At 50.5% G+C, this 22826-nt stretch carries 24 protein-coding genes; 5 read left to right on the plus strand and 19 right to left on the minus strand.

What is annotated here, in order from left to right; all coding sequences use genetic code 11:
* The coding region (locus tag OXI60_04115) for a hypothetical protein (protein MDE0309001.1) at positions 1-199 on the minus strand (199 nt) is incomplete at its 3' end.
* On the opposite strand from OXI60_04115, the gene OXI60_04120 reads away from it, so the two are divergent.
* The 4 genes from OXI60_04120 to OXI60_04135 all read left to right on the plus strand — a co-directional run bounded on the left by OXI60_04120 (position 144) and on the right by OXI60_04135 (position 8164).
* The gene (locus OXI60_04120) at positions 144-5135 is read left to right on the plus strand and encodes a hypothetical protein (protein ID MDE0309002.1); all 4992 of its coding nucleotides are present in this window, start codon (positions 144-146) and stop codon (positions 5133-5135) included. The genes OXI60_04115 and OXI60_04120 overlap by 56 nt on opposite strands.
* A 619-nt stretch (positions 5136-5754) precedes the next feature.
* Positions 5755-6096, plus strand: coding sequence for a hypothetical protein (locus tag OXI60_04125; GenBank protein MDE0309003.1), 342 nt, complete (start codon positions 5755-5757; stop codon positions 6094-6096).
* The gene (locus OXI60_04130) at positions 6086-6529 is read left to right on the plus strand and encodes a PIN domain-containing protein (protein ID MDE0309004.1); all 444 of its coding nucleotides are present in this window, start codon (positions 6086-6088) and stop codon (positions 6527-6529) included. The genes OXI60_04125 and OXI60_04130 overlap by 11 nt, the downstream gene beginning before the upstream one ends.
* 459 nt (positions 6530-6988) lie before the next feature.
* Positions 6989-8164, plus strand: coding sequence for an ATP-binding protein (locus tag OXI60_04135; GenBank protein MDE0309005.1), 1176 nt, complete (start codon positions 6989-6991; stop codon positions 8162-8164).
* Positions 8165-8383: 219 nt separating this feature from the next.
* Here OXI60_04135 and OXI60_04140 read toward each other — a convergent pair whose 3' ends face one another.
* Complete coding sequence (locus tag OXI60_04140) at positions 8384-9541, minus strand: ATP-binding protein (GenBank protein MDE0309006.1); 1158 nt, start codon at positions 9539-9541, stop codon at positions 8384-8386.
* Positions 9542-9869: 328 nt separating this feature from the next.
* On the opposite strand from OXI60_04140, the gene OXI60_04145 reads away from it, so the two are divergent.
* Positions 9870-10904 carry a proline racemase family protein gene (locus OXI60_04145; GenBank protein ID MDE0309007.1) on the plus strand — a complete coding sequence of 345 codons (1035 nt, stop codon included), beginning with the start codon at positions 9870-9872 and terminating at the stop codon, positions 10902-10904.
* Positions 10905-10981: 77 nt separating this feature from the next.
* Here OXI60_04145 and tatC read toward each other — a convergent pair whose 3' ends face one another.
* From tatC to grxD, 17 genes are all read right to left on the minus strand, one after another.
* The gene (tatC, locus tag OXI60_04150; GenBank protein MDE0309008.1) at positions 10982-11767 is read right to left on the minus strand and encodes a twin-arginine translocase subunit TatC; all 786 of its coding nucleotides are present in this window, start codon (positions 11765-11767) and stop codon (positions 10982-10984) included.
* A gap of 8 nt (positions 11768-11775) precedes the next feature.
* Positions 11776-12177, minus strand: coding sequence for a Sec-independent protein translocase protein TatB (gene tatB, locus OXI60_04155; GenBank protein ID MDE0309009.1), 402 nt, complete (start codon positions 12175-12177; stop codon positions 11776-11778).
* A gap of 39 nt (positions 12178-12216) precedes the next feature.
* Positions 12217-12459 (minus strand): Sec-independent protein translocase subunit TatA, encoded by a 243-nt coding sequence (gene tatA / locus OXI60_04160; GenBank protein ID MDE0309010.1) that lies wholly within the window; start codon positions 12457-12459, stop codon positions 12217-12219.
* Between the two features lie 76 nt (positions 12460-12535).
* Entirely contained in the window at positions 12536-12853 is a 318-nt protein-coding gene (locus tag OXI60_04165; protein ID MDE0309011.1) for a phosphoribosyl-ATP diphosphatase, read from the minus strand.
* A 13-nt stretch (positions 12854-12866) separates the two neighbouring features.
* Positions 12867-13256, minus strand: coding sequence for a phosphoribosyl-AMP cyclohydrolase (hisI, locus tag OXI60_04170; protein ID MDE0309012.1), 390 nt, complete (start codon positions 13254-13256; stop codon positions 12867-12869).
* Between the two features lies 1 nt (position 13257).
* Positions 13258-14043, minus strand: a complete 786-nt coding sequence (hisF, locus tag OXI60_04175; protein MDE0309013.1) for an imidazole glycerol phosphate synthase subunit HisF — start codon at positions 14041-14043, stop codon at positions 13258-13260.
* Between the two features lies 1 nt (position 14044).
* The gene (hisA, locus tag OXI60_04180) at positions 14045-14803 is read right to left on the minus strand and encodes a 1-(5-phosphoribosyl)-5-[(5-phosphoribosylamino)methylideneamino]imidazole-4-carboxamide isomerase (protein ID MDE0309014.1); all 759 of its coding nucleotides are present in this window, start codon (positions 14801-14803) and stop codon (positions 14045-14047) included.
* A gap of 62 nt (positions 14804-14865) precedes the next feature.
* Positions 14866-15507 (minus strand): imidazole glycerol phosphate synthase subunit HisH, encoded by a 642-nt coding sequence (hisH, locus tag OXI60_04185; protein ID MDE0309015.1) that lies wholly within the window; start codon positions 15505-15507, stop codon positions 14866-14868.
* Positions 15508-15546: 39 nt separating this feature from the next.
* Positions 15547-16140, minus strand: a complete 594-nt coding sequence (gene hisB, locus OXI60_04190) for an imidazoleglycerol-phosphate dehydratase HisB (GenBank protein MDE0309016.1) — start codon at positions 16138-16140, stop codon at positions 15547-15549.
* A gap of 97 nt (positions 16141-16237) precedes the next feature.
* Positions 16238-16588: a hypothetical protein gene (locus tag OXI60_04195; GenBank protein ID MDE0309017.1), complete on the minus strand. Its 351-nt coding sequence runs from the start codon at positions 16586-16588 to the stop codon at positions 16238-16240.
* A 253-nt stretch (positions 16589-16841) separates the two neighbouring features.
* Positions 16842-17939, minus strand: coding sequence for a histidinol-phosphate transaminase (gene hisC, locus OXI60_04200; GenBank protein MDE0309018.1), 1098 nt, complete (start codon positions 17937-17939; stop codon positions 16842-16844).
* Positions 17940-18209: 270 nt separating this feature from the next.
* Positions 18210-18596, minus strand: a complete 387-nt coding sequence (locus tag OXI60_04205) for a type II toxin-antitoxin system VapC family toxin (protein MDE0309019.1) — start codon at positions 18594-18596, stop codon at positions 18210-18212.
* Positions 18596-18835, minus strand: coding sequence for a type II toxin-antitoxin system prevent-host-death family antitoxin (locus OXI60_04210; protein ID MDE0309020.1), 240 nt, complete (start codon positions 18833-18835; stop codon positions 18596-18598). The genes OXI60_04205 and OXI60_04210 overlap by 1 nt, the downstream gene beginning before the upstream one ends.
* Positions 18836-19124: 289 nt before the next feature.
* Positions 19125-20435, minus strand: a complete 1311-nt coding sequence (hisD, locus tag OXI60_04215; protein ID MDE0309021.1) for a histidinol dehydrogenase — start codon at positions 20433-20435, stop codon at positions 19125-19127.
* On the minus strand, positions 20425-21093 hold the full coding sequence (hisG, locus tag OXI60_04220; protein MDE0309022.1) for an ATP phosphoribosyltransferase: 669 nt from the start codon (positions 21091-21093) through the stop codon (positions 20425-20427). Before hisG ends, hisD begins: the two co-directional genes overlap by 11 nt.
* A 38-nt stretch (positions 21094-21131) precedes the next feature.
* Positions 21132-22445, minus strand: coding sequence for a UDP-N-acetylglucosamine 1-carboxyvinyltransferase (gene murA / locus OXI60_04225; GenBank protein MDE0309023.1), 1314 nt, complete (start codon positions 22443-22445; stop codon positions 21132-21134).
* A gap of 53 nt (positions 22446-22498) precedes the next feature.
* Positions 22499-22810 carry a Grx4 family monothiol glutaredoxin gene (gene grxD / locus OXI60_04230; GenBank protein ID MDE0309024.1) on the minus strand — a complete coding sequence of 104 codons (312 nt, stop codon included), beginning with the start codon at positions 22808-22810 and terminating at the stop codon, positions 22499-22501.
* Between the last annotated feature and the right edge of the window lie 16 nt (positions 22811-22826).

Genomic DNA, 22826 nt, shown 5'->3' on the forward strand with positions numbered 1-22826 from the left:
GCAAGACATTCACACTTGATCCCACTGACGATGCGCTGGATGAGGCGGTTGAGTCCTTGAGCATTGCCGGTGAATCGGGCACTGTTGCCATCACTTCGGACACGATACAGATCACGGATGATGATGCGACGCCGACGGTATCGGTGGGCGATGCCAGTGCGGTTGCCGAGGGCGATGATCCGAAGGCGACGGCAGACATGAGTTTCACGGTCAGTCTTTCTGCGGTGAGCGGCAAGGACGTGACGGTGCCCTACACGCTGGGCGGCACGGCGGGAGAAGGCACGGATTACGAGACGGTGTCAGTCAAGTCGGTGGCGATTGCTGCGGGCGCCAGCACTGGCACGATTGTCATCAAGGTCACCGGCGATACGGTTGATGAGGCTGACGAGACGGTGATTGTCACGCTCGGCACGCCGACCAATGCGACGGTGTCAGGCAGTGCAGGTGCCGGCCAAGGCACTGGCAGGATCACGGATGATGATGCGACTCGCGGAATTGCTGTATTCCCAAATTCACTTACTTTGGCAGAATCTGACGACACTCAGACGAATGACAAAAAAGAGAATGAAAAAAGTTATCAAATTAGTCTTAGCACTCAACCAAGCGGAACAGTAACCATAAACCTGGAGAGTGCAGATACCGCAGTTGCGAAGCTCGACAAGAGCAGTGTGAAGTTTACGCCCACCGATTGGAGTTCGAAGAGTGTTGTGGTAACTGGCCAAAGCGATGATCTTGACAATCCAGATGCCAAGCGAACAACAACGATCACTCACACGGTCAGTGCCGTCAACACCGACTATCACGGTGAGACAGCGGAAAGTATCGCGGTCACAGTAACCGATGATGATGGCCCGCCAACTATATCAATCGACGCACCGACTGTCTCGGAGGGTGATAGTGGCACTAACACATTGACGTATACAGTCTCCTTGTCATCCGCCAGCGGTAAGGTTGTGACTGTGCTTTATGCTGATTCACTAACCGGCAGTGCGACCTCCGCCACCGACTATGCAGCAATCACATCAGGAACACTGACCTTTAGTGCGGGTGAAAAGAAAAAGACTGTAGCCGTTTCGGTGAATGGCGATGAGATTCACGAGTCAGACGAAACCATCATTCTGCGACTTAGCTCGCCGACCAATGCAAGCTTCTCAGGTGATAATACAAACCTGGACGGCATTGGCAAGATCAATGATGATGACGATTTACCGATAGTCACCCTCAATCTGTCGTCCGCGTCAATCAGCGAAAATGGTGGTGAGAGCACGGTCACTGCCAGTCTGAGCGCCGCAGCGAGCGCAGATATTTCCCTTACGGTTTCTGCTGTAGCGGTTTCCCCAGCGACAACAAGCGACTTCTCATTGAGTACAAATACCATCCTGACAATTGCGGCCGGTTCTCAATCAAGTACTGGTACTGTCAGCATCACTGCAATCGATAACTCGGTAGTCGCACAAGACAAGACAATCACAGTCTCAGCGACAGCGACCAGTGGAGGCGTGTCGAATCCGACAGATCTATCTTTGACAATTAAAGAAGACGATGCTGCACCGACCGGAATTACGCTAAGTGCTTCTCCGAACAGCGTGGCTGAGGGCGATGATGCAACGACTATTACAGTCACTGCCACCCTCCAGGGTGATTCACGCTTCAATAACGATCAAATCATATCTGTGACTGTGGGCGATACCAACGACAGCGCAGTATCCGGGACGGATTACAAAGCCGTTTCCGATTTCGATATCACGATCGATGCAGGTGATGCCAGCGGTAGCGAAACTTTCACGCTAGAACCGATCGAGGATACGGCCTATGAATCGGAAGAAAGTATTACGATTGGTGGAACCAATGATGATCTGAAAGTAACGGCTGACAGCATTAGCCTTACCGATAACGACGTTGCGGCGATCCTAAGTGTCTTGCCGAGCCGCGTCAATGAAAATGCAGGTGCGACCGAGATTACCGTTAAGGTCTCGTTGAACGGTTCGCCCAGGGCGCAAGCCACGCCACTTACAATCTCTGTAGATCCCGGAACGGCGCAGGCGGCAGACTTTGAGGAGGTTGAAGACTTCACTTTGACCATTCCGGCACAGGCAATAAGTGCGACCAAGAACTTTACCTTTACACCAGTGGATGACTTGACCGACGAACCGGAAGAGTCGGTCATCGTTTCCGGGACATCCAAAATTGATGGCTTCAAAGTGACATCGGCAACACTATTGATTCACAACATGGACCCGCCTGCAAGTGGCTTGACACTCGAGGTGTCGCCGACGAGCGTGGATGAAAACGGCGGCAAACAAACCATTACACTGACAGCTAAATTCGATTCGGGTACTCGGAACGAGGCCACCGATGTGAGTATATCGATTGTCGGCAATACGGCAACACAATCAGATGATTTTCAACCGGTGTCCGGATTCACAATTACGATTCCGGCTAACCAGTTGCAATTCAGCAAGGACTTTGCCTTTACACCAATTGATGACATATTGGTGGAGGGAGATGAGACTGTCACAATCTCAGGGACCACTAACGTATCTGACTTGACTATTCATAGCGGAACCCTGACGATCAAAGATGACGATGCATTTCCCACTGGAATAATTCTCAGTGCATATCCGGAAACAATTGCAGAAAACAGCAAAGCGACAAGCACTACAGTTACTGCAACCTTGCAAGGCGGCACGATTCTCGCCACTGATCAGATTGTGGCGGTAACGGTAGGTAATGAGGATGACAGTGCAACATCTGGTACGGACTATGAAGAGGTATCAAGCTTTGACATTACGATCGAAGCGGGTGCTGCCAGCGGCAGTAATACTTTCACACTCACACCAATCGATGACTCGCATCATGAGCGGGAAGAACGAATCTCGATTGACGGTACCAACGAAGATCTGAAAGTAACGTCTGACAGCATTAACATTACCGACAATGATGTTGCTGCAACTTTAAGTGTGTCCCCTGCCGTCATACATGAAGAAGATGGAGCTACAGAGATTACAGTTACAGCTTCAGTTAACGGTACGACGTATCCGCAGGCCACGCCACTGACAATCTCAGTCAGTCCTGGAACAGCACAAGCGACGGACTTTGATGCAGTTGACGATTTCACTCTGATTATTCCTGCTGAAGCGACGAGCGGTAGTGCGACTTTCATCTTGACGCCGATAGACGACTTGACAGACGAACCCGAAGAGTCTGTCATTGTTTCCGGGGCATCAGAGATTGACGGCTACGAAATAACACCGGCTTCGGTGATAATTAGAAACACCGATCCGGAGGCAACTGACGTAACGCTCACGTTGACACCAGCGAGCGTGGCCGAAAACGGTGGAGCTAAAACCATTACGCTGGAAGCAGAAATCGGACCTGGTACCCGCGGTGCTGACACCGTAGTGAATATTTCGGTTGTCGGCAAAACTGCAACCGAGTCTCAAGATTTTGAACCGGTACCTGGTTTCACAATCACCATTCCAGCTAACCAAATGGCCGTTAGCAAGGTCTTTACCTTCACACCCGTTAACGACATGCTGGAAGAAACCGATGAAACTGTTGAAGTCAAAGGAACAACCAGCGTCTCCGAATTAAATGTGCAAAGCGGAACCCTGACCATCGTTAACATGCTTGGCGAAATATCGCTGAAACCGTGGATAGCGCGTTTCGGCCGCACAGTCGCAGAGCAGGTGCTTGATACAGTAGATAACCGGATTCGCACACAGCGTACATCAGGTCTGGAAGTTAATCTTGCAGGCGTAAACTTAAACCCACTCTTTGAAACATCTTCAGACCAAGGAGATCATGTTGAGATAACTGGGACAGAATTACGCGAGTACGGGATGGAATTTGGTAAGGAACGTCACGCCAACTTGCTAGAAAACGGTTTAGACCCACATAGTACGCAAACAACAGTCACTCGAACGGTCACCAATGAAGAAATGCTTTTGGGCACCTCATTCTCAGTGGCAACAGGAGATTCTCTCGACGGGCACTACGCACTCTGGGGCAAGGCCACGAGATCGGATTTTGAAGGCCGCGATAGCGACACGTTATTGGATGGTGAGGTAACCAGTCTACTTCTCGGGGCTGACTGGAGCCAGGGAGACATGACTGCTGGCCTGATCGCTGCAAACACCAAGGGTGAGGGCAGCTATGGTTCTGATGATGGCAGCAGTGCACAAATAACTGCAACACTCAGCGGCCTCTATCCCTGGGGAAGCTACGAGTTGTCAGATCGATTTACGGTCTGGGGTGTAGCAGGTTATGCCAATGGCGCGTTGACATTAACGCCGGAAACTAAGGGCGATGAGGTTCCAACGACATTCCGAACTGATTTGGACTTCATGATGGCCTCAGTCGGGTTGCGGGGGATATTGATTGATGGAGCGCACAAGGGTGAATTTGAACTTGCACTAAAAGCCGACGCAATGGGTATGCGAGCGACGACAGACAAGGCACTCGGACTCTTGGCTGAGGACGCTGAAGTGACGCGTCTCAGGTTTGGAATAGAGGGAGTAAAACCTTTTCACTTCGACGATGGCTCTTTGCTGGCATTGGATTTCGAAATCGGCGCAAGACATGATGATGGTGATGCGGAAACAGGATATGGAGTTGATGTCGGAGCTGGGGTCTCCTGGAATGATCCGGGGCGGGGTATTTCCGCAGACCTGAGAGGACGTGGCCTTATTAGCCACGACTCTAAAGAGTTCGAGAATGTGGGGTATTCAGCAATGTTTTCGTGGGATGCCCGGTCAAACAAAGGTAGCGGTGCTTTCCTCACGCTCAACCAGTCGATTGGATCTTCATCCGATAATGGCGTGGAAGCGCTGTTTGGACGCCGTACGCTTGAGAGCCTGTCAGAAGACGACAACGGTGGCGATTCTGATCAACAGCGTTTCGAAATGGAATTCGGCTACGGTATTTCAACATTCGATGAAAGATTCACGCTAACTCCACGAATCGGCTACGGCGAATCATCTGGCCAGCGAGATTACAGTATGAATTGGCAGTTTGCCCGAACTGATCTTGGCAACTGGACACTTGAAATTAACGTTCAAAGGTCCTGGTTTGATGATGGCGGCAACATCGAATCTGAAAACTCACTAGGTCTGCAATTTGGGACACGCTGGTAATTCACTGTCAGGACAGGAACTTTTTCCGTCAAACTGGCTTTAGACCGCCCACTTGTGATCGACTTGCTGGCAAGACGACTTTCCACAAAGTGCTCTTGGCAGCACAAACTCACAATCTTCTAAAAGAAGCATGGTGACAGTGCAGAAGCTTCCGAAAGTGTACTGATCTCAATTAATGGCTTTGTGAAATAATCACTGACGATACTATTCCCACTTTCGAGGATAGCTTGCTAACGCCAACTTTGCCCTGGATACTGCCTGCGTTGTTGTACATTCGAATCGCACTGGTGCTCCCTCACTGTATTGCATTGGATTGCCTTGCCTGGGTTTAATCATGCAAAGCGCGCCTCATCCGCGGGAGGGTGTCACCGCGGCCTGGCTCGATTCAAAACCCGTCACTGTCAACCGCCTGCCGGCAAACCGTGAGCCTGATTGCATAATCTGATAATAAATGAATATCAAGGTGATTGATGGCCGTGTAAACGGCTATCTGTAACCTTGTTGAATGAAGCCTTCGAATTTTGCCTGACTTGCTCGAGTTCGGTTCGAACTCTGACAACCCGTTCATTCAATGTCCCATATAATTATCGCGGTGTAAATTTATTTCTGTGAATATGTGATGAAAAATATAACCGTAACAGTTGATGATGCAACCTACCGGACTGCGCGTATTCGGGCCGCTGAAATGGACACTTCTGTTTCCGCATTGGTGCGCGATTATTTGAGAAGTCTGGTTGAAAATCAGGGAGAAGTCAGTTCACTGACTGGACAGACTACAGCAGAGACCCAAGCAGAAACTCGCAAGAAAAAACTTGAGAAAGTCATCCGAAAGATTCGTTCATCGTCTCCCCAATTCAGCACTGTGGATAATCTGCCCCGCAAATCGTTATACGATCATGCAAGATCAACGCTTGATCCCGCGGTGGATTTGGGCCGGAAAGATATGGACGATGACGGCTAGAGCGATCGTGCGAGGCGGCTTGTTGCGATTTGTCGACACGAACATACTGCTTTACGCGATCAGCCCAAATCCAGTAGAAGCGGCAAAACAGCGGATTGCCAAGGAAATTCTGATTGCAGAAGATCTGGCCTTATCAGTGCAGGTCATTCAAGAGTTTTATTGTCAGGCGACACGCCCTGCTCGGACCGGTGCGATTACGCACCTCCTGGCGTTAGAATTCATTGACAGCATCGGACATATTCGTGTGCAGAATGTAACATTCGAGATTTTCTGTAAAGGTGTCTCGATCAGTCAGCGGTTCCACATATCTTATTGGGACGGCGCGATACTCGCTGCGGCCAAGGTTATGAGTTGCACGGAAATCTTCACTGAAGATCTGAACCATGAGCAAGCTTACGATGGAGTAACTGCGATCAATCCATTCATATCATGAACCACTCAACTGTATTGTTCTTGAAATTTAGCGGGCCGATTCGCGTGGTGATCGGACGATATGCTGGACAAAAATCTAAATTCATACTGGACCATGATTACAGTCAGCAAGATTGCGTAGCCGGCAACTGACAAGTCTTTACAGAAGTTCATCGCGCTCAATGAATGACTTGCAGTATAGGCTGCTGATTGACATGGAACGGGTCAAGCCCACCGAAAATCGAATTCAAAGACCGTGTTCGTCACTTACACTCACAATCTGATCGAGGAATGACTCACCCGCTATTCGAAATGCTGCGTGAGATGCCAAATCAAACCCAATGATTGCGTAATCTTGTGTCGTCTGCATCGTCGACCCCTCTTTTTCAACCTATTCTATCGGTCCAGGTGAGAGGTTTCCACATCATCTATTTGGTCATCGTATATAATTGTATATTCAAAAATATATTTACAATTAACAATGTTAATTGAAAGAAGAGTAGAACAAACGGTAAGGGAAGCCCTAAACCGACAGGCGGCGGTGGCCATCATTGGGCCGCGCCAGGTTGGCAAGACAACGCTTGCCTGCAAGATCGCAGAAGAACGAGATGCGCTGTATCTGGATTTGGAAGATCGAAGTGATCGTGAAAAGCTAATCGATCCGCGGCTATTCCTGGAGCACTACGAGGACAAGTTGGTGATTCTTGATGAGATTCATCGTGCTCCCGAGCTCTTCCAAACTTTGCGGGGAATCATTGATAAAGGACGCCTCAAAGGAAAACGAACGGGTCGTTTTCTGATTTTGGGCTCAGCATCCATTGACCTGCTCAGACAATCTGGAGAGTCACTGGCAGGCCGTATCGAGTATGTCGATATGCATCCGTTGGATATTTCGGAGGTTGGTATTGCTGATGACGCAATGAACCAGTTGTGGATCAGAGGCGGATTTCCGGATAGTTACCTGGCTGACAGCGATGAGTTTAGCTTTAAGCTAAGAAAAGACTTTATACGGACCTATCTTGAAAGAGATGTTGCCCAACTTGGCCCACGGATTCCGGCGGCGACGTTAGAATCTTTATGGACGATGCTTTCTCATAGACAGGGATCGCTCCTAAACGCTTCCAGTCTAGCGTCTGCACTGTCGGTATCCGCCCCGACAATAACAAAATATATCGATTTGTTGGTTGATCTCCTATTGGCGAGAAAGCTTGCACCCCGTCACGTAAATGTTGGGAAGCGACTGGTGAAGTCACCGAAAGTCTATGTCCGAGACAGCGGACTGCTTCATGCACTGCTCGGTATTGGAGACCATAACAACTTGTTCGGGCACCCTGTTGTTGGAGCGAGCTGGGAAGGCTTTGTAATAGAGAATTTACTCTCTGGCCTTCCGTACAGAACGCAATCGAATTTCTACCGAACTGTAGCAGGGGCTGAAGTTGATTTGGTTTTGGAATTCCCGGGCAGATCTGAAATTTGGGCGATTGAAATCAAGCGCACACTATCGGTTAAACTCACAAGAGGCTTTTATCACGCTTGTGAAGATATTCAGCCCCATAGGAGTTTTGTCGTTTATTCGGGACAGGAGAGGTATCCGGTTTCGGAAGGCGTTGATGCTATCGGTTTACCGGATATGCTGCAGTTACTTACGGAAGTATGAAACGAACTTCAGTGGTAATCGAAGAGTTTCAGAATCATTCATTCGTGTAAATGGTCAGTCAGGAGCTGAAGTCAAAAATGAAAAATTGAGGTTGAGTTGAAAGGGATGCTCATAGATGCACACCCCCTCAAATTCACACATCCCGAGGTATAGGCTTGTCGAGCAGTTTGATCGGTAACGCAGGAGTTGCCATCCAATCCCGCCGTCCAACGCTATGATTTAAAAAATTGAGGACGTATCCATGTAGTTTATGGCCGCAATGCCGTCGCTGAATTGTCTCGCCTCCCCGTTGTAAACAACATAGCTCGATTGAAGCTGTGAATACCTCTTCGAAAAACGCAACAGCGAATTCTTGAAGTGTGAAGTGAATGTTGCGGCAGATTTGATTTCGACTCCGACCAGATTCCGTCCAACCGCGTACAGTAAATCAATTTCGTTACCATGGCTGTCTCGGAAAAAATACAGATTCGGTATCCGACCACAGTTATATTGGGTCTTGAAGGCCTCAAGTACAACCAGATTTTCGAATAATTGACCCACCAAAGGATCTCGGGTGACCTGCATCGGTTTTTCAATGCCAAGCAGGTAGGACAGCAGTCCCGTATCCGTAAAGTAATACTTCGGTGACTTGATTACTCTTTTTCCGAAGTTCTCGAAGTATGGAGAAAGTTTGAGGACGACGAAGGAGGCTTCCAAAATTGAAATCCACTCCTTGATTGTTTTGGCGTCCACACCAACATCCGCAGCAAGAGACTGATGATTCATCAGTTGGCCTGCTCGCCCAGCGAACAAGCGGATGAACTTGTCAAACACGCTGGCGTTTTTCAACTGTATGATCTGGCGAATGTCTCTTTCGATATAGGTCTGGTAATAGTTCGCATACGCAGTGCTTGGACGTTGGCCCTGGTCATGAATGCGCGGAAGAAACCCCGTGAAGATATACTCCTCGAAAGTAACAAAGGTGCGCGATGCCGCTTTCAATTCACTTAGCGAAAGCGGCAACAGCTTCAGAATGCCTGTTCTCCCCGCCAGAGACTGGGCAATTGCGGCCCCTAATTCCAGCTGATGAGAGCCTGTGAGTACAAATTGGCCTGTTATTCCAGATTCGTCTACCATGCCTTGAAGATAGCTGATCAAGTGAGGCGCGCGTTGAATTTCGTCAAAAACAACCCTTTCGGGATGGTAACTCAAAAACCCTCTGGGATCTTCGCGGGCGAATTGCAGGATGTCGGGTGTTTCAAGACTGACATACGCATAATCTTTCAGTAACGTCCTTGCCAGCGTTGTTTTTCCGGCCTGCCTAGGTCCCAGCAACGTTACAATGGGATACTCTTTTAGTTGCTGCAGAAGTTCTTGGGATATATCTCGAATGAACATAACCCCCATTATATATTGTGTAAAACAAGAAATACAAGTCCTATATTACACAATATACAACGATAGGAAGGAATGGCCATCAATCTCATCGGATCGCCTGGGACGGGAAGACGATAGGCGGTAATTCAGGACTTTCCTACGCTATTGCAATCTCTGAGAAATCGTATCAACAGATATACTGGTTTTATTCAACTACGTGAAACATCTCCACTTGGTCATGAGATTGGTTCATGACTCGGGATCAATGCGAAAACTCTTGTCATTGCTCATTGGAAAGAGCCCAAATATTGTAAGGTTTGCATTGACGATGTAGCCATTGCCGACAATCATGCGCTGGAAAAAAACTGTCACAATGATCGAAGCCCACGCCGAGGGTGAGGTCGGGCGTATCATCACCGCTGGAGTGATTGATATTCCTGGCACCACGATGGTCGAAAAGCTCGACTATATGAATACCGACGGTGACGACCTGAGGAAGTTCCTGGTACTGGAGCCTCGAGGCTATGCGCAAATGAGTACGATGTTGCTGCTGCCTCCGACTAGACCGCAAGCTGATGTCGCTATGATCGTTCTTCAAGGCGACAAGGCCCATGCCATGTCCGGCTCCAATGCGATTTGCACCGTCACCACCATATTGGAAACCGGTATTGTCGAGATGCATGAGCCTGAGACAACTGTCATTCTGGACACGCCCGCGGGTCTCGTTTCTGCCAAGGCGACTTGCTCCAATGGAAAATGTCTGAGTGTGGAACTGGAAATGCCGGCCTGCTATGTGGACTCCACAAATGTAGAAGTCGAGGTGGAAGGATTCGGATCGGTCCCGATCGACATAGCGTTCGGCGGAATTTTTTATGCACTGGTCGACCCCGCTGCAGTCAATCTGACCATTGATCCTGACTGTGCTCGCGCACTGGTAGATGCCGGATCAAGAATCCAGCGTGCCGCCAACAGCCAGCTCACCATTGCACATCCGGAATTTTCTGCGCTGAACGGTCTTTCCTATGTCATGTTCGTTGGCACAACTGATGACGGACGGCTGAATGGTGCTACCATCTTGCCACCGGGCCGGATTGATCGGTCACCGTGCGGTACCGGAAACTCCGCCCGGATGGCGGTGATGCATTCGAGAGGCGAGGTTCAGGTGGGAGATCAATTCACCGCTTTGTCCATCATTGACAGCGAGTTTCAGGTCAAGCTGCTTCGAACCACACAAGTCTATGGACGAGATGCGGTTGTACCTTCAATCACCGGTAGGGGCTGGATTCATGGAATGCATCAAATCGGGCTTGACCCCACTGATCCCTATCCGAAGGGTTACCTTCTGTCGGATTGTTGGGGAGAAGCGTTCGACTTGCTCAATTAGACTGTCTCACTTCAGATCGGCTCTTGAATGACTGCCGATCATATCCTCACAATGACGTGAGGCATCGCCGAGGCACCTCAACCGGTCGGATCGAGTTCAACCTCATCCTCTTTTTCCTTATTCAGCTTCTTGGCATGTGTGAGCCTGGAAAAATAAAGCCCGATTTCGAATAGAATCCACACCGGAATCGCCAGCATGGTCTGGGAAAATACATCCGGCGGCGTAAGGAACATACCCACCACAAAAGCCGAAACAATGATATAGGGACGTTTGGCAGATAGACTTTCCGGTGTTGTCGCGCCGGCCTTCACCAGCAAAACTGTCGCGATGGGCACTTCGAATGCGATACCAAATGCAAAAAACAGTTTCAGTACGAAACTCAGGTAGGCGTTGATATCAGTCATTACCGCAACGCCTTCCGGCGCGGTTCCGGTAAAGAACGCAAAAATAATCGGAAAGACAACGTAGTAGGCGAAAAGAATACCCAGATAGAACAGAATACTGCTTGAAACCAGAAGCGGCACCACCGCCTTCTTCTCATGTTTGTACAGCCCGGGGGCTACGAAGGCCCAAAGCTGGTAGAGCAGGTATGGCATTGCGATGCCGACAGCGAATGCGAAAGCAAACTTGAACGGTACGAAAAACGGCCCATGAGGCTCTGTTGAGATCATGGTGTTACCTTCTGGCAAGACTCCCATCAGAGGGGCGGCCAGATACTCGTAGAGCGTGTTGGCAAACGGTGCACAAGCGACAAAAATCACCAAAATGGCGATCACCCCGCGCATCAGGCGCTGGCGTAACTCCACCAGGTGGGAGATGAATGTCGTACCGGTTGCGTTAGGGTCGTGATTATCTTCAGCCATGTGATATCTTAACCGGTAGACTTGATTTCATCACCCACACCCGCGTCCTCTTCTGTGACGACGGGTTCGGGATTTATAAAATCCGCTTTCACCGCGACCGTTTCACTTGCTTCGGCAATCTCCTCGTCAAGCGAAGTGGCAGCCTCGTCAAATACCGCCTTGGTCTCAGCCATGTCCTTATCGATAACGGATTTTGTCTCTTCAAGGTCCTTCTTGATGCTTTTCAACTCCTTGAGCTCGCTGGCGTCGAGTTCCCGATCAATATCACGCTTGACTTCAGCCAGGGTCCTGCGCGCCTTGCCAACCCAAAGACCGACGCTGCGTGCTGCGCGAGGCAACCGTTCCGGTCCAAGTATGAGCAACGCGATCAATGCGATGATCGCAATTTCCCAAAAACCGATATCAAACACGCTGACGTGACCTCACCTGACAACACTATGGCGTAAAGATCAGGCTTTTTCTTTCTCGGCGGTGTCGACGTCTTCTGTGGCAGCCTTGGCAGTTGAATCTTCGAGCGATTCGTCGGATTTGTCATCCTCGTCCATATCCTCTTTCACGGATTTCTTAAAGCCTTTGATAGCCGATCCCAGATCACCGCCCATACCCCGTAACTTCTTTGTGCCGAATAACAACACAACGATGGCAAGTATGATCAGCAACTGCCAGATGCTTATACCTCCTGGACCAAACATTTCCCCTCCCGGTTCAATTTTCTAACCTTGAATAGTACTGTAATCAACAAATTATCATTCAAATCAAAAAAATTAGTCAACTCCGTGACTTTTTCTCTTCCAGCCCGGACACTCCGAATCGTCTGTTGAGTTCGTCCAGCACGCTGTCATGAGTCAGATCGAAACGAGACAGCAATACCAGAGAATGAAACCATAAGTCAGCTGTTTCGTACACGACCTGTTGGATGTCGCCGGCCTCAGCCGCCTGCGCGGTTTCGTTCGCTTCCTCAACTACTTTTGAAGACATGACCTCCACACCCTGCTCGTGCAGCGATGCCACATAAGATCGATCGGGACTGTCGTCCTTTCTTGACTCGATGACTTCCATCAATGCTGTAAGAATATCCTGACGCACCACATCTCAATCCCTAGTTTCCGTAAATTTCCTCCGGATCTTTCAGGACAGGATCGACTTGTGTCCACTCGCCGTCTTCCAGCTTTCTGAAAAAGCATGACTCTCGGCCTGTATGACAGGCTATGCCTCCCCCTTGCTCGACCTGCATCAGAATCACATCAGAGTCACAGTCAATCCGGATTTCCCGTACGGTCTGCACATGCCCGGACTCCTCTCCCTTGTACCACAGCCTGTTGCGGGATCGCGACCAATAAACCGCCCGACCCTCAGATGCCGTCAACCGCAACGACTCAGGTGACATCCAGGCTACCATCAGAACCTTGCCGGATTCCGCATCCTGCGCGATCGCTGGCAACAGCCCATCGTCAGACCACTTCAACTCATCGCACCAATTATCCGCCATTTCATTGCTCCTGAATCACTTCGCAAATCTCGATACCTCTTGAACGCATATGCGCTTTCGCCTGTGCGATCGTGAATTCACCGAAGTGAAATATGCTTGCCGCAAGCACTGCGTCGGCATGACCGAATTCTATTCCATCCGCCAGATGGGACAACTCACCGACGCCCCCCGATGCGATTACGGGAACTGGAACCGATTCGGATACCGCCCGCGTCAGTTCCAGATCGAATCCGATCTTGGTTCCATCCCGATCCATACTCGTAAGCAGGATTTCACCTGCACCCAGTTCACACAGATGGACTGCCCAGTCAATGGCATCCAGTCCGCGCGGTGTCCGGCCTCCATGTGTGTAGACTTCCCAGGCGATTGGTTCGGTATCGGGCATGCGACGGGCATCTATGGCCACGACGATGCATTGCGAACCGAACCTGCCGGCAGCCTCCTCAATGAATTCGGGACGTTCCACCGCAGCTGTATTGATCGATATTTTGTCCGCACCTGCGTTCAACAGGTTTCTAATATTATCTACACTTCGCACGCCGCCGCCGACAGTAAGCGGAATAAACACCTGCCGGGCGACATCCTCAACGATACTGATAATCGTATCACGACCGCTGGAACTCGCTGTAATGTCAAGAAATGTAATTTCATCTGCCCCCTGCTCATCATAGATGCGGGCGACCTCGACAGGATCACCTGCGTCCCTGATGTTGACAAACTTCACGCCTTTAACGACTCGTCCGTCGTCAACATCCAGACAGGGAATGATTCTCTTTGCGAGCGGCATGTCAGACTGCCTCGCCACTGACTAAACCTTTTCGAATGGAAATCAGCCGCATCGCCTCGGGGTAGTCCAGTGTGCCCTCATAAAGCGACTTGCCGGCAATGGCCCCCGCGATACCGTGGTCGCAGGCATCGAGCAGGTTTTCGATGTCCCCGATATCGCTGATTCCACCCGACGCGATCACCGGTATGGACAGTTTTGAAGCCAGATGCGCAGTCGCTTCGACGTTGACTCCGCTCAACATTCCGTCGCGCTCAATATCTGTGTAGACGATTGCTGACGCGCCGGCCAGTTCCAGTTCGCTCGCCAGTTCAACGACATCGGCGCGACCGCTGTCAGCCCAACCTTCGACTGCTGCACGGCCCTCGCGAACATCGAGGCCTGCGATCACCTGTCCGGGAAACCGCGAATCAATTTCGCTGACAAATGACGGTTCGTTGACTGCGCGCGTACCAACAATGACGTATGTGACTCCGGCCTGAAAGTAACGTCTGGCTGTCTCGAGCGTCCGGATACCACCACCGACCTGAATCTCTACGTTCGAATGTCTTTCGGTGATTCTGCCGATGACATCAGCATTGACAGGAGCGCCTTCGAACGCTCCATTCAGATCAACGATATGAACTCGCCGCGCACCCAAGTCCACCCAACGATCCGCCTGACTGACCGGGTCGTCCGAATAGACAGTCGCGTCCAGCATTCTGCCCTGCTCGAGTCGAACACAGCGTCCATCCTTGATGTCGATTGCAGGAATAAGGAGCATGATTGGAGAGGAAGGTCACAGAAAGAGGATTGAGATTATATGTCTGTCATTGTAGCCTCAATTCATCGACTGCCGTTCCAGTCGATAAAGTTGGCCAGCAGTCGCAGTCCCTGTTGCCGACTTTTTTCCGGGTGAAACTGAACGGCAAACAGGTTTTCCTTGGCCGCCGCACACACAAACTGCATTCCATAAGTGGCAGTCGCTGAAACTTCGGATTGATTCCCTGCCTGTGCGCAGTAACTGTGCACGAAGTAAAATCGGGTATCCTGCGGGATTCCTTCCCAAAGCGGATGCTCCGCAGTCTGGTGCACCTTGCTCCAGCCCATGTGCGGAATTTTGATTCTTCGGCCTGCATCCATCAACTGACTGTCGAACTTTCGCACGTGACCGGACAGAAAGCCCAGTCCATTGACACCGCCATCCTCGTCGCTGTGGGTATAAAGGGCTTGGAGTCCGAGACAGATTCCGAGCACCGGTTTGGTTTTCACTGCGAGTTCGACTGCCATTCTGACTTCGTCATTGCGCAGTTCTTTCATCCATGTTCCGATTGCCCCCTGGCCGGGGAGCACGAGACGGTCCGCACTTCTAATCTGCCTGGGATGATGAGTTGGAATCACATCTGCGGTATCGGCCACCTTCTCGATGGCGTTGATTACAGAGTGAAGATTACCTGTACCGAAATCGGCGATCACAACTTTGGACATAACAATGAGCTGCCGCGGTGGACGCAGCTGAACAGCGTTCTATAGACTTCCCTTGGTCGATGGAATGGAACCTTCCGACCTTGAATCAAATGCCGCGGCCATTCGCAGCGCGCGACCGAAAGCTTTGAACACTGTTTCAGCGATATGATGTGCATTTCTGCCGCTGATGTTGGTGATATGCAAGGTGATTTGGGCATGATTGCATACCGCCTGAAAAAATTCGTGAATCAGATCAACGTCAAACTCGCCGACGCGCGCCCGCGGATATTCAACTGAATATTCAAGTGATGGCCTGCCGGAGAAATCGATTACCACTCTCGACAGCGCCTCATCCAGCGGAACATACGCGTGGCCATATCGAACAATCCCGGATTTATCGCCGATTGCATCGTTCAGTGCTTTGCCCAGCGTGATACCGACATCTTCGACTGTATGGTGCGCATCAATATGAAGATCACCGACCGCCTTGATTGTCAGATCAACCATGCCGTGCCGCGCGATCTGCTCAAGCATGTGCTCGAAAAACGGAAGCCCGATATCCAGATCTGAATTGCCGGTTCCTTCAAGATTCAGCGAAACCGCAATATCAGTTTCTTTGGTCTTTCTGTGTATGTCAGCTGTTCGATTGTTAATGTTCACGATCAGAATCCTTGACCAGGCCATTGGCGATCATCTGATTTTTAGCGAATGTCGGCATTATAGTAGACAGCACCGTGTTGCGGTGCTGTCCTCACCAAAGGAACTCACTGTCGACTAGCACAAAGATGGTGGCAGTGTGATCGCTTATGGGTGGAGTGATACGGTCGGCTTCATACGGTACGAGCGATCGATTCGTATTCCAGCAAAACAGTCCGTCCCGTAATGTTGACAACTCAAATATCCAGTGCATGGCCCGAAGCGTCCACCAGATGCATGGTCTCCCCAAGTTGAAAATCAACCGGTTGTTGTTTTCCATTATTGATGGCAAAGTTTTCTGCGTACAGGCAAGTGCGATTGTGGATGTCGCCTTGGCTTCAATCAGGAGAATATTTTCCACTCCAAGAATTACAAGATCGACTCCTATGCCGTAACTTAGGCTCAAGACTTCGACTGACGGTCATGATTTGGCCGAAAGAAACAGTACAAATAAAAACTATGAATTGAAATTTACTGTTTTATTTCCTGTAAGTCTTTTCGGTGGAAGATCAGTGCTTCCATCGAGACTAAAAAATTTTACGGATGGTCGATTAACGCACGCAACTTGGTCTGGCTGAAGCGTATCGCGAGGACTTCGGGCAGAATTCAAGCTACGGTGTATCAGCGACGGCGGGAGATGAAGGTCACTTTGGATCGGGTTACAGGCACTTTTCAAGTGCAGCCAACAATTGGCCGTTCTCATCTTCAGTTCCGACGGTCAACCGCAAGCAATTTGCAAGCAGGGGGTGCTGGCCATGCAGATTCTTGATCAGTACCCCATCGCGCTGTAATGTTTCAAAGATTCTCGTCGCACTCTCATTCCTGACCTTGATTGTGATGAAGTTAGCTTGCGTCGGATAGACTTCGATTCCGTCCATACGTTGAAGTTGTGAGAACATCGAGTCCCTGAGTTGAATGATGTGGTCAGAAGCAAGCCGGATCCGGTCCCAATTGCTCAGTGCAAAGACAGCGCTGCGCTGGGCCAATACGCCGATGTTGTACGGAAAGCGAACTTTTTCAAACTCAGCGGACAAGCTCGGATGGCTCATCATGTATCCGACCCGAAGCCCAGCGAAACCACTCTTGGATAACGTCCGTACTATGACGAGATTTTCGTACTTCTCCAACATGGCCATGATGCTCTGCCCCGAATAGGCATGGTAGGCTTCATCGACCACCACCAGCCCGTCAGCAACACGCACAGTTTCCTCAATCAATTCCTCGTCGAAGAAATTTCCTGTTGGATTGTTGGGATAGGCGATAAAAATGCACGCCGGCTGATTGCGCTCGATTGCAGACAGCCAGCTGTCCCGAGGCAGTCGGAAGTTCTCATCCAGGTCAACACCGACAAACTCAGCTCTTGTGAACCTGGCGATGATTTCATACATGGCAAATGACGGTTGAGGCGCCATGATCGTCTTTCCGTAACCGCCAACTGCCAGTTGTAACAACTGCAGAAGCTCATCAGAACCATTTCCCAGAGTCAATTGCAGGCTGTCGGGAATTTCAAACACCTTGCGCAGCGTGTCTTTCACGTCTGTCGCATTCGGGTCCGGATAGCGGTTAACGTCTGTTTCGGCGATGTATTCGAGCCATTTCTTTCTCAGCGATTCACTGAAGCCATAAGGTGATTCCATCGCATCGAGCTTTACGTTTCCGGTAAACGGTTCAACCCGATAGGCACTAAGAGAGCGAATCTGCGGGTGCACCAGATCGGTCGGATTTTGCAATTTACTACGGGATCGAATTTCTGACATTGTCAATTTCTCTGAATCTGCTTGACGGTTTGTGTATCAGTGTATGTCAACCGGCTTTCAGAAAAGTATGGTTCAAACTTGACTTCTCCCCGACATGGTTGCCCGGAATGACAATGGCACGCTTCGCGGATCTGGTTGTGCCTCGGGTGTTCAAATTCTCTACCACCGCATGCCGAGCCCGATCAGCATTCTTGAATGATTGCTGATGCTGTCATCGATCCATTGAAGAGGGCCCGACTTAATGCTGTCGCCTTTCTTGTATCGGTACATTTACCAAACGGTATCGACTCCTTTCTGATACATATCCTGATCCTTCGTAATCAGCACCAGTCCGTGATTTTGAGATTGAGCGATCAACATTCTATCGAATGGATCCCGCAAAACTGTCTCCAATAATCCAGCTCGCTGTCCATCCTCTGCAGTAATCGCTAATTCTTTGAATCCTTGGTTTGCTATGCAGGCTGGAATGTCGTTTACCATTGCCCGAGCGCCGGGCAGTTTGCCCAATCGAAATTTAATTGCAATTTCCCAGGCAGAAGCTGAACTGACGAAAATTGCATTTTCAGGATTGGAAATCAAGTTCTGGGACGAATCTGACAACCGCGCATCATCAATCAACCACCATAGAAATACATGGGTGTCTATAAGAAACCGCATTAAGACTGTTGGCTCCAGGCAGACAATTCCTCTTCAGGAAGCTCATCGAAGAATGACTCATCAAATTCAATCAGGTTTTTCAATGCGCCTGGTTTTCTGACTCGCGGTGTCTGTTCAAAAGGGACGATCCTTGCGACCGGCGTACCGTAGCGTGAAATGACGACTTCATCGTCTGACTTCAATAAGGTCAGAATTCTTGAAAGGTGGGTTTTTGCTTCATGTACGCTAAAGACAGGCATCGTCATCTCCTTTCGATGTCCAAAGTTAGTCAAAATTTTAGTCAACAATCCAGGCACTGTCAACATTCAGCGCAAACCGGAATTTTCATCGGTTTGCAAGCCATCCGATCGGATTGCGGGGGAAAGATTATTCTTTCAGGCAAATGTTTCCTCTACTTTGCAACCAATGCACGGCAATTTCGAAAACTGAGGCAAGTCATTCCATATTGCGATTGGTTCTTGGGCTGCCTGTTTCTCTGTGCCCTGACTTTGCGGAGTCTACATGCCAAAGAACGAATAAGCTCGTTCACTATTCATTGGTATCGAAGCGATACTCTGCCGAGCGCGCATGTGCAGTCAGCCGCTCTTCGTGTGCCAGAATACCTGCAATTTTTGCAAGATTCCGCGATCCATCTCGGGAACAGTGAATGATCGATGTCCGCTTCATGAAGTCGTAGACACCGAGAGGGGAACTGAATCGTGCCGCGCCTGACGTTGGCAGTACATGATTTGGACCGGCACAATAGTCTCCGATAACCTCAGGACTGTCCGCTCCGATGAAAATCGCCCCGGCATTTCGAACCGTCTGTGCGATCTCTTCGGCATCGTCCAACATCAGACCAAGATGTTCAGGTGCTGCACGGTCGATTATCTCAACAAGTTCCTCGCGATTGCGGACATGAACAAGTGCACCGTTGCTGGCCAGGGATTTTGCGATGATTTCACTTCGTTCCATCTGGGGCAGCAGGGTCCGCATGCATTCGCGCACCTCATTGATCTTGTGCTGACAAAGTGAAAGCAGAATCGACTGTGCGTCTTCGTCATGTTCTGCCTGAGCGAACATATCCATTGCCGCCCACTCAGCGTTGGTGTTTGCATCACAGACGACCACGACTTCCGAAGGTCCGGCCACCAGATCGATCCCGACATGACCGAACACCTGGCGCTTTGCTGAAGAAACCCAGGCGTTTCCCGGTCCTACAATCTTGTCAACCTTCGGAATGGTTGAGGTTCCGAAGGCAAGTGCTGCCACAGCCTGCGCACCACCGACTGTAAAGACTCGATCGACACCTGCGATATGGGCGGCGGCAAGAACGGAATCCCTGATCAATCCACCTTGTGCAGGCACGGTCATGATAATTTCGCTGACTCCGGCGACTCGTGCAGGCAGTGTGGTCATCAAAACCGAAGACAGATAGGCCGCCTGACCACCCGGAACATAGATTCCGACTGTCTTGATCGGGGTCAGCTTCTGACCCAGACGGGATCCGGTCTCCTCCTCGTAGATCCATGACTGTTCAACCTGACGCTTATGAAATCGTCGAATCCGGTCAGCCGCTTCGATCATGGCCGCCCTTAACCCGGGTTCGATCCGCAAGGCTGCAGATTCCAATTCATCGGCGCTGATCTCAAGATCTGTCACGCGGTCAGCATCACTGCCATCGAAACGCCTAGTCAGCTCCAGTACCGCATCGTCTCCCTCAACCCGAACTCGTGAGATGATGTCAGCGACAGTCCGGTCAGTTTCACTCGTAAACTCTGCACCTCGATCCAGAAGTCCTGAGAATTCCTCGTCAAATCGACTGTCGGCTGTCGAAAGTTCTCGGATTTCAAGACTCATTGTTCCGCCTGCCGGCAGCCTGCTCGAGTTTCGACACGATATCCTTGAGTAGATTCTCCTTGAGTCGCAATGCAGCCTTGTTGGCGATCAGGCGTGCGCTGATGTCGGCAATACTCTCCACTTTGACCAACCCGTTGCTGCGCAAAGTCTCACCGGTCTGGGAAAGATCAACGATCTGATCCGCCAATCCGCGCGACGGTGCGAGTTCCATCGAGCCGGACAGATGCATGACATCGACATAGACTCCCTTGGCCGCGAAGTGTCGGCGGGTGGTGTTCACATATTTTGTTGCCACCCTGAGCTTTCTTCGGTGCGGACCGCAACCAGTGTCCGAACGCATCTTCTGTGCGATTACCAGCTCACACTTTGATATTCCTAGATCAACCAGCTCGTAAAATCCTCCATTTTGCAACTCAAGCAGTACATCTTTACCAACAACTCCAAGGTCGGCACCACCCATCTGTACGTATGTCGGCACGTCGGTACTCCTGACGACGATCAACTCGACATTCTCATCGAGGGTTTCAAAAAGAAGATTGCGTGAGCTGCCGATATCCTCAACGGGTGCGATACCAGCATGTTCAAGCAGCGGAGTGACTGCCTTGGCAATCCGCCCTTTTGAAATTGCGATTGCAATGCGATTGGTACGACTGTCCATCGTAGTCTGATTGTGGGGATTCAAGATGCGAGAGTCGGTCAGCTGGTGCTGACTTGTTCCGCATCAGCGTCCGAATGATCGCGAGAGATGCCATTTTCGTGAACGCGCCGAATCTGCGCGCCAAGCAACGCGAGTTTCTCCTCGATACAGTGGTAACCGCGATCGATATGATGAATGCGTTCAATGATGGTCTGGGATTCGGCCGCCAATCCGGCAAGAACGAGACTCGCCGATGCGCGAAGATCAGTCGCCGTCACCCGCGCCCCCTGCAGTCTCGGCACGCCATTCACCGAGACGGTGCTGCCGCTCGTTGATATGTCGGCACCCATTCGTATAAATTCCTGTACATGCTGGAAACGGTTTTCAAAAATGGTTTCTGTGACCGAACCGGTTCCATCAGCAATGCAGTTCATCATCATGATCTGCGCCTGCATATCGGTCGGAAAGCCAGGAAATGGTGCGGTCCGTACATTGACTGCACTGGGGCGTCTGCCGTTCATTGAAAGCTGGATGTAGTCCTCTCCCACCGCCATTTCGGCCCCGGCGTCCTGCAGCTTGTCGATTACCGAAAGCAAGTTTTCGGGTTGTACATCAAGCACGGTGATGTTTCCACCTGTCACAGCGCCAGCCACCAGATAGGTCCCCGCCTCAATTCTGTCTGCGATCAGATGGTGAGTGTGCTCCTTGAGAGAGTCGGTTCCCTCAATCTTGATTCGACTTGATCCCGCGCCCTCAATCTTCGCGCCCATTCCGATCAGGCACTCGGCCAGATCCACCACTTCCGGCTCCATCGCCGCGTTGTCAATCACAGACGTGCCCTTGGCCAGACAGGCCGCCATCATCAGGTTCTCTGTTCCGGTCACCGAAGAGATGTCCATGAAAATATGCGCGCCGTGCAATCTGTCCGCGGTCGCCCTGATATATCCGCCTTCCAGTTCGATATCCGCACCCATTGCCTTGAGCCCCCCAAGATGCAGGTTGATCGGTCTCGACCCGATGGCACAGCCGCCCGGCATGTATACTTCAGCGTGCCCGAATCTCGCTAGCAAGGGCCCGAGTACAAGCACTGAAGCCCGCATGGTCTGCACAATATCGTAGTTTGCTCGGAAATTTGCGACATTGCTGGAGTCAACTACCACAGTCATACCTTCTTGAAGCTCGACTTTTGCGCCGAGCCGGCTCAGCAAGTCAAGAGTTGTGGTGACATCCTGCAGGTGGGGGATATTACTGACCCGCAGAGGTTCCGATGATAGCAGCGAGGCAACCAGGCAGGGCAGACCTGCATTCTTGGCACCGGATATGCGGACATTGCCATTTAATGGAAGACCGCCGGAAATAATCAAATTGTCCATTACGAAAACCTCTGAGGATTTTCTGCGGTTGGCCAGCTGAACAGTCTATCGAGTCAGCTTGCCGGATTCAGCTTGGATTGAAGTTCACCGTTCTGATACATCGACAGCAGGATGTCGCTCCCGCCGACGAACTCACCATCGATATAGACCTGTGGTATTGTCGGCCAGTTCGAATATTGTTTGATGCCTTCCCGAACTTCCATATCACTCAGGACATTGACCGTTTGATACTGTGTGCCACACGCTTCAAGAATCTGCACAGCCCGGCTTGAGAATCCGCATTGGGGAAACTGGGGTGTTCCTTTCATGAATAGGACCACACGGTTGCTGCTTACAGTTTCTTTGATACGCTCTTCGACGCTCATATTCGCTTATCCTCCT

It is taken from the genome of Acidiferrobacterales bacterium, assembly GCA_028820695.1.
In the GTDB taxonomy this organism is placed as follows: domain Bacteria; phylum Pseudomonadota; class Gammaproteobacteria; order Arenicellales; family JAJDZL01; genus JAJDZL01.

What these genes read in the sequence shown, in the direction of transcription:
- OXI60_04125 (MDE0309003.1), top strand. Translation starts at nt 5,755, where the DNA reads ATGAAAAATATAACCGTAACAGTTGATGATGCAACCTACCGGACTGCG.
- OXI60_04130 (MDE0309004.1), top strand. Translation starts at nt 6,086, where the DNA reads ATGACGGCTAGAGCGATCGTGCGAGGCGGCTTGTTGCGATTTGTCGAC.
- OXI60_04135 (MDE0309005.1), top strand. Translation starts at nt 6,989, where the DNA reads ATGTTAATTGAAAGAAGAGTAGAACAAACGGTAAGGGAAGCCCTAAAC.
- OXI60_04140 (MDE0309006.1), bottom strand. Translation starts at nt 9,541, where the DNA reads ATGTTCATTCGAGATATATCCCAAGAACTTCTGCAGCAACTAAAAGAG.
- OXI60_04145 (MDE0309007.1), top strand. Translation starts at nt 9,870, where the DNA reads ATGCGCTGGAAAAAAACTGTCACAATGATCGAAGCCCACGCCGAGGGT.
- tatC (MDE0309008.1), bottom strand. Translation starts at nt 11,767, where the DNA reads ATGGCTGAAGATAATCACGACCCTAACGCAACCGGTACGACATTCATC.
- tatA (MDE0309010.1), bottom strand. Translation starts at nt 12,459, where the DNA reads ATGTTTGGTCCAGGAGGTATAAGCATCTGGCAGTTGCTGATCATACTT.
- hisI (MDE0309012.1), bottom strand. Translation starts at nt 13,256, where the DNA reads ATGGCGGATAATTGGTGCGATGAGTTGAAGTGGTCTGACGATGGGCTG.
- hisF (MDE0309013.1), bottom strand. Translation starts at nt 14,043, where the DNA reads ATGCCGCTCGCAAAGAGAATCATTCCCTGTCTGGATGTTGACGACGGA.
- hisA (MDE0309014.1), bottom strand. Translation starts at nt 14,803, where the DNA reads ATGCTCCTTATTCCTGCAATCGACATCAAGGATGGACGCTGTGTTCGA.
- hisH (MDE0309015.1), bottom strand. Translation starts at nt 15,507, where the DNA reads ATGTCCAAAGTTGTGATCGCCGATTTCGGTACAGGTAATCTTCACTCT.
- hisC (MDE0309018.1), bottom strand. Translation starts at nt 17,939, where the DNA reads ATGTCAGAAATTCGATCCCGTAGTAAATTGCAAAATCCGACCGATCTG.
- OXI60_04205 (MDE0309019.1), bottom strand. Translation starts at nt 18,596, where the DNA reads ATGCGGTTTCTTATAGACACCCATGTATTTCTATGGTGGTTGATTGAT.
- OXI60_04210 (MDE0309020.1), bottom strand. Translation starts at nt 18,835, where the DNA reads ATGCCTGTCTTTAGCGTACATGAAGCAAAAACCCACCTTTCAAGAATT.
- hisD (MDE0309021.1), bottom strand. Translation starts at nt 20,435, where the DNA reads ATGAGTCTTGAAATCCGAGAACTTTCGACAGCCGACAGTCGATTTGAC.
- hisG (MDE0309022.1), bottom strand. Translation starts at nt 21,093, where the DNA reads ATGGACAGTCGTACCAATCGCATTGCAATCGCAATTTCAAAAGGGCGG.
- murA (MDE0309023.1), bottom strand. Translation starts at nt 22,445, where the DNA reads ATGGACAATTTGATTATTTCCGGCGGTCTTCCATTAAATGGCAATGTC.
- grxD (MDE0309024.1), bottom strand. Translation starts at nt 22,810, where the DNA reads ATGAGCGTCGAAGAGCGTATCAAAGAAACTGTAAGCAGCAACCGTGTG.